Origin of the sequence: Paenarthrobacter sp. CM16 (genome assembly GCF_013179505.1) — a bacterium.
Taxonomy (GTDB): domain Bacteria; phylum Actinomycetota; class Actinomycetes; order Actinomycetales; family Micrococcaceae; genus Arthrobacter.
The window spans coordinates 23,474-30,190 of sequence record NZ_JABMCX010000012.1; the positions used below are offsets into that span (position 1 = coordinate 23,474).

5 protein-coding genes are annotated in these 6,717 nt (G+C 60.5%); 1 reads left to right on the top strand and 4 read right to left on the bottom strand.

Annotated elements, in window-relative coordinates; translation table 11 throughout:
• Positions 1 to 200: 200 nt before the first annotated feature.
• A complete protein-coding gene (locus HP499_RS01945; protein WP_172322281.1) occupies positions 201 to 2,153 on the top strand; it encodes a M13-type metalloendopeptidase in 1,953 nt (650 codons plus the stop codon).
• A gap of 72 nt (positions 2,154 to 2,225) precedes the next feature.
• On the opposite strand, the gene HP499_RS01950 is transcribed toward HP499_RS01945, so the two are convergent.
• The 4 genes from HP499_RS01950 to ybeY form a co-directional block, all read right to left on the bottom strand.
• Positions 2,226 to 3,785, bottom strand: coding sequence for an LCP family protein (locus HP499_RS01950; protein ID WP_172322282.1), 1,560 nt, complete (start codon positions 3,783 to 3,785; stop codon positions 2,226 to 2,228).
• 105 nt (positions 3,786 to 3,890) lie between these two features.
• On the bottom strand, positions 3,891 to 4,853 hold the full coding sequence (era, locus tag HP499_RS01955) for a GTPase Era (RefSeq protein WP_172322283.1): 963 nt from the start codon (positions 4,851 to 4,853) through the stop codon (positions 3,891 to 3,893).
• Positions 4,837 to 6,168, bottom strand: a complete 1,332-nt coding sequence (locus HP499_RS01960) for a CBS domain-containing protein (protein WP_172322284.1) — start codon at positions 6,166 to 6,168, stop codon at positions 4,837 to 4,839. Before HP499_RS01960 ends, era begins: the two co-directional genes overlap by 17 nt.
• Complete coding sequence (gene ybeY / locus HP499_RS01965) at positions 6,165 to 6,638, bottom strand: rRNA maturation RNase YbeY (RefSeq protein WP_089595199.1); 474 nt, start codon at positions 6,636 to 6,638, stop codon at positions 6,165 to 6,167. Before ybeY ends, HP499_RS01960 begins: the two co-directional genes overlap by 4 nt.
• Positions 6,639 to 6,717 lie beyond the last annotated feature (79 nt).

Sequence of the window (6,717 nt, forward strand, 5' to 3'; positions counted from 1 at the left end):
ACAACGGAACTCCGCGGCGAGGATGGCCCAGCTTCAGATAGCTTTCAGGCCCCGCCGCGGCAGCTAAGAAGAAGCATCGCCGTACGCACAAAATCACAGTAACACGATGCGTATGATGACAGTGCAACACCTCATGCAACGTCCACTATGCAGACGCAGCGACGGTGGCAACGCCGGCTGCGTCCACACAAGGAGCCACAGTGCCACAGTCGGGGATCACTCTTTCGAACATAGATCACAGCGTCCGGCCCCAGGACGACCTTTACCAACACGTCAACGGCGCGTGGCTCAACAGCACAACGATCCCTGATGACAGGCCGCTGGAAGGCACGTTCACCGCATTGCGGGACGGGGCGGAGTTGGCCGTCAAAGCGATCATCGAGGAAGCGGCAGGCAAAGGCGGGTCGGCAACCGGCGTTGAACAGCAGGTAGGCGGGCTCTATGCGAGTTTCATGGATGAGGCGGCAGCCGAGGCAAAAGGCATAGACCCTATCCGGAGCCGGCTCGAGGAAGTCCATGCCGTGAAATCAACCCACGAACTGGCTGCCCTGATCGGCCGCCTGTTCCGGTCAGATGTCTCCGGGCTCTTCTCCATCTACCCCGCCCCTGACGCCGGCAATCCCGAGCGCATCCTGCTGTACATCGGGCAGGGCGGCCTGGGATTGCCTGACGAGTCCTACTACCGGGAAGAAAAGTTTGCCGGGATCGTGACCGCCTACGGCGAATACATTGCCCGGTTGCTCGGGCTGGCAGGTATCCCGGATTCCGAAGCTGCATCAACGCGCATTGTCGCCCTTGAAAAAGCCCTGGCCGCGCACCACTGGGACAACGTCACACTGCGGGATCCCCAGAAAACGTACAACCTGAAAACGTCCGATCAAGCATCGGAACTGTTCCCCCTGCTCGATACGTGGTTCCAGGCTGCGCGGGTTGATGCCGCAAAGCGGAACGAAATAGTGGTCAGTACCCCGGATTTCTTCGCCGGCGCGGCGGGTTTGCTGGAGTCCGAGTCCTTGGATACTTGGAAAGAGTGGCTCACACTCCGGGTCCTCAGCTCAGCGGCCCCGTACCTTTCGTCCGAATTTGTGCATACCAATTTCGGGTTCTACGGCACCACGCTCAGCGGCACACCCCGGAACAAGGAGCGCTGGAAGCGTGGCGTTGCCGTCGTCGAAGCTGCTCTTGGCGAAGCCGTTGGACAGATTTACGTGGACCGCCACTTCCCCGCCGGCCACAAAGCCCGGATGGAGACCCTCGTCGCCAACTTGATCGAGGCCTACCGTGAGAGCATCTCCTCCCTGACGTGGATGGGTGAGGACACGAAGAAGGAAGCGCTCAAAAAGCTCGAGGCATTCCGTCCAAAGATTGGTTTTCCCGGGAAATGGATTGACTACTCTGCCGTGATCATCGATCCATCAGATCTGTTGGGCAATGTGGAGCGGGCCCACGATGCCGACGTCGATCGCCACCTGGACGAAATCGGCAAACCCGTGGACCTCAACAAGTGGCTCATGACTCCCCAAACCGTCAACGCCTACTACCACCCCATGCTGAACGAGATCGTCTTCCCGGCCGCCATTCTGCAGCCGCCATTCTTCACGGCCGAGGCTGACGACGCAGTGAACTACGGTGGAATCGGCGCAGTGATCGGTCATGAGATCGGCCACGGCTTCGACGACCAAGGATCACAGTTCGACGGAAGCGGGGCCCTTCGCAACTGGTGGACTGAAGAGGACCGGACCGCTTTCGAAGCCCTCACCGCTAAATTGGTGGCACAGTACGATGCCCTCTCCCCCTACGCGGCACCCGACCACAAGGTCAACGGCAAACTCACCCTCGGCGAGAACATCGGCGACCTCGGCGGCCTGACCATTGCTTACAAGGCCTACCTGCTCAGCCTCGGTGGTGCCGAGCCGGAGGTGATCGACGGCTTCACTGGCCGGCAGCGCTTCTTCATGTCCTGGGCAGCAGGATGGCGCCAGGTCATCAGGCGCGAGGAGGCGATCCGGCGCCTGGCCACAGATCCACACTCCCCCAACGAGTTCCGCACTAATGCCATTGCCCGCAACCTCGATGCTTTCCATGAAGCGTTTGGGGTCAGTGCAGCAGATGGCATGTGGATGGAACCCGGAGACCGCGTCAGCATCTGGTAACACCGGAAAGAAAAGGCCGGGCCGGTTCGTGGAGAACCGGCCCGGCCTTTCCCATGCATGGGGTGGTACCAATTACTGATCGATGTATAACGGATTCACTTGCTGGCAGACGGCATCGCTGGCGGTCTGGTTGACCACGTCCGGCGGCACGGAGGTTGCTCCGTAGGCAGTGCCGCTTCCGAAGTCCGTGCCGACATAGAGCTGCACCCCTGCCACGCCCGGCGCTTCCTGCACTTGTGAAGCCGGGATGCCGTAGAGCGCCGCCACGTCCGTGGCGACGTCGGCAAAACCTGCTCCGTAGTAGAGAACTGTCTGGTCCACCGGGTTTGCCAGATAAGACACGGCCTGCGTAAAGCCGTTGCCTGTCAGTACTGCCATGATCTCTTGGGCCCGTGCAGGCACTCCAGTGCCGTTAGCTACCGCAACGGGCTGGATCGCTTTGTCGTAGGCAGGGACCGCAGGCGCGGACGCTGTTGGCTGCGGCGCCGGAGTCTCTGTGGCCTGCGGCGAAGAGGTGGCCCCCGGGGTGGTCAGGTCGAGGTCCGCCCGGAGTGCTGCAAAGAGCTGTGATGACTGCGGTTCCACCAGTTCGAGCCTGTTGGGATCAACAGCTGCTGCCTGGGTTGGCACGGCGACAAACGCAACTTTGGACACATCAATGTCCTTCAACCGTCCGCCGATGGTCAGCAACGACGGCACGGATGCCAGGCCCTCATCAACGGTGAGGTTCTGAGTAACGACGTCGGCAATCTGCAGGAGCCGCTGGGGATTGCCCAACGTTCCTTCATCCTTGAGTTTCCTTGTCAGAGACGAGAGGAAGGCCTGTTGGCCCTTGATACGGCCGAGGTCCCCTCCATCGCCAAAGGCATGCCGGGTCCGCAGGAAAGCCAGGGCTTGTTCACCTTCAACCAGGGAATCACCCTTGGGCAGGCGAAGGCGGGAGTCCGGGTCAAAGACCGGATCACTGACACAAACGTTGACGCCGCCAATGGCATGCGACAACTCCTTGACGGCGTTGAAGTCCGCCATCATGAAGTGATCGATTTCCAAGCCGGTAAGTTTGTTCACCGTGTCTACAGCACAGCCAATGCCAGCCTCCGCCATGGCCTCATTGATCATCACGCCACTGCGGGCCGGGAAAGTCTGGTTGTTGGTCCGATCCGTGCATTGCGGGACGTCCACCAGGAGGTCGCGCGGGAAACTCATGACGCTGACGCGCTTGTTGTCAGCGGATATGTCCAGCAGCATCATGACGTCCGAGTGGCCGTAGCCAGTGGAGTCTTCCGTACTTCCGTACTCTGAGTTCTTCCCATCACGGGTGTCTGACCCGAGGATGAGGATTTGCAGGCGGTCGGACTTGTCGTTGGCAAGGGTTTCTCCGCTATCGCGGGTTTCGCCTGCGCTCAACGGCGCCTTGGTGATGTTGTTCTGCAGCCGGATGAACCAAAAGGCGGCAAAGGCAACGCCTGCAACCAAGGCCACGGAGACCACGCCGGTAACAATCTTCAGCCACAGCGGCAGTCCCTTGCGGGGCTTCATGTGGCGGGGAGTGCCCTCGGCATCTTCTCCATGGCGACCCGCAACGGGGTCAGCGGTGCCGGTGCCCTGCGGGCGGGCGTCACGACGTCGCACTATTCGGTTTACCTTTCCTCAAACACGTGGATTCCCGCCATCATAGTTGCCGAGTCTGGGAAGTTCCTTATCGCCTCACCATGATGCCTGGACGTATCCCGCCCGCTAGAAGCCCAGCTTGACCAATTGCTTGGGATCCCGCTGCCAGTCCTTGGCCACTTTGACGTGCAGATCCAGGTAGATCCGGGTGCCCAGGAGGGTCTCAATTCCCTTGCGGGCGTTGGTGCCCACTTCACGCAACCGGCTTCCACCCTTGCCAATGATGATGGCCTTTTGTGAGGGGCGCTCCACATAGAGGTTGACCCTCACGTCCAACAGCGGATTGTCCTCGGTTCGGCCCTCACGGGGAACGATCTCTTCGACCACCACGGCGAGCGAGTGGGGAAGTTCGTCCCTGACACCTTCCAAGGCGGCTTCACGAATGAGTTCGGCAATCATGACGGCCTCGGGCTCGTCGGTCAGTTCGCCGTCGGGGTACAACGGCGGCGAGGACGGCATATGGCTGATCAATACGTCAGCGACGGTGGACACCTGGAACCCGTCAGCGGCTGAAACGGGAACGATGTCGGCCCAGCCCTGCTCGCCCAGGACGTCGCGGCCCAAGGCAGCGACAGCGAGCAATTGCTCCGTCAACGCCTGCCGGTCCACGAGGTCGGTCTTGGTCACCAGTGCAACGATCGGCTTCCTGCCAACTGCCGCGAGCTGAGCTGCAATGTATTTATCGCCGGGGCCGATCTTCTCGTTCGCCGGCAGGCAGAATCCAATGGCGTCCACTTCAGCCAAGGTGTCGGCCACGAGTTCATTGAGCCTCTTGCCCAGCAGCGTGCGCGGCCTGTGCAGGCCAGGGGTATCCACCAGGATCAACTGCGCATCCTCGCGATGGACAATGCCACGGATAGTGTGCCTGGTAGTCTGCGGCTTGGCTGAGGTGATGGCCACCTTCTGGCCAACCAAGGCGTTGGTCAGAGTCGATTTGCCGGCATTGGGCCGTCCTACCAGCACAGAGAAGCCTGCGTGGAAGCCGCCGAAGTCACTATCGGCATCGAATTTCTTATTTTGCTTGCTCACGTGGAACTCCCTGTTGCGTTGAGTCGGCGTCATCGAGTAGGTCTTCAAAGTCAGTGTCTTCCTTTGGCATGGCTGCCGCAATGATGTGGCTGACCCTGTTTCGGCGACCCTCAAGCCTATCGGCCTTAAGCGATATTCCATCCACATCGACTGAGCTGCCGACAATAGGGACCTGACCAAGGGCCTTGGCGAGGAGGCCGCCCACGGTGTCCACCTCGTCGTCGTCGAGGTCAATGTCGAACAGTTCACCGAGGTCATCGATACTCATGCGGGCGCTGACCCGGAACGTACCGTCACCAAGGTCCACCGCTTCTTCCGCAGCAGCGTCATATTCATCAACGATTTCACCCACGATTTCCTCGATAAGGTCTTCGAGGGTCACCAGTCCCGCCGTACCGCCATACTCATCAATCACGATCGCCACATGCGTTGATTCCTGCTGCAGTTCCCTGAGAAGGTCACTCACCAGCTTGGACTCAGGGACGTAGCGCACGTCCCTGGCGAGGGAGTCGACGTCGTGTGCCTGCAGCCCGGGTTCGCCACGATGCATGGCAGCGGCTACATCCTTCAAATACAGAATTCCACGGATCTGGTCCGTATTCTCGCCGATGACCGGAATTCTCGAATAACCCGACCGCAGAAAGAGGCCCATGGCCGTTTCCAGGTCCGAGCCGGTCCCGATGCTGACGATGTCCGTCCGGGGTACCATCACCGAACGCACCAAGGTGTCCCCGAAGTCGAAGACCGAATGGATGAGTTCAGCCTCGTTGTCCTCGATCATGTCCGACTCGGCGGCCCGGTCCACGAACTCGCGGAACTCTTCTTCGCTGACGAAGGCGTCGTCGCCGCTGGGTGCACCGGGAGCCACTGCCTGGCCCAAAGCCACAAGCCACCCCGGGATTGGCCCGAGAACCCAGCAGAGGAAGCGGATCAGCGGAGCGGTGAAGCGGACAACGGGGCCGGAATGTGCCCTGCCCAGTTGCCGTGGAGACACCCCGACCAATACGAACCCAATGACCGCCATGATGCCTGTGGCGGCGAGCCCGGCAAGCCATACGTTGTCGAGCAAACTGTGCAGCACTACCGCCACGGCTACTGCAGCTGCCATTTCGAACCACACACGCCAGAAGCGCAACGCACGCATATGGGCGATCGGGTTCTTGAGGATCCCGCCCAGGGCTTTGCCCTTGCTGCGGACAATTGATTGTTCGGCTTCGTGCCGGGGCAGGAAGTTGAATGCGGCCTCAGCCGCTGTCAGCAAGGCGACGAAGCTAAGGAAAACCAGCGCCATGCCGACCAGGATGATCCAGGTCACTGCATGGTCTCCATGGGGGCATCCTTGCCCAGGAATTCAGACAGCAGTTCCCGCTGCAAACCGAACATCTCTTCTTTTTCCTCGGGTTCGGCGTGGTCGAACCCGAGGAGATGGAGGATGCCGTGTGTTGTCAGGAGCAGCATCTCATCCTGGGTGGGGTGACCGGCGTTGCGGGCCTGAACCTCGGCCACCTGGGGACAAATGGCGATATCGCCCAGCATCCCTTGCGGGGTGGGCTTATCCGGGGTGCCGGGAGTCAATTCGTCCATGGGCACGGACAAGACGTCGGTGGCACCGGGTTCATCCATCAGCTCAATGTGGAGTTTTTCCATGGCGGGTTCGTCCACCAGGAGGATGGAAAGCTCTGCCTGGGGATGAATGTAGAGCCGTTCGAAGATGAAGCGGGACAACGTCACCAGCTGGGCTTCATCCACCGCCACGCCGGACTCGTTGTTGACTTCAATGCTCATTGACGCTCTCCACGTTTGTAATGTGTGCCTGGTGCGTCCTTGCGGTGCGCATCATCCCAGGTGCTGTAGGCGGATACGA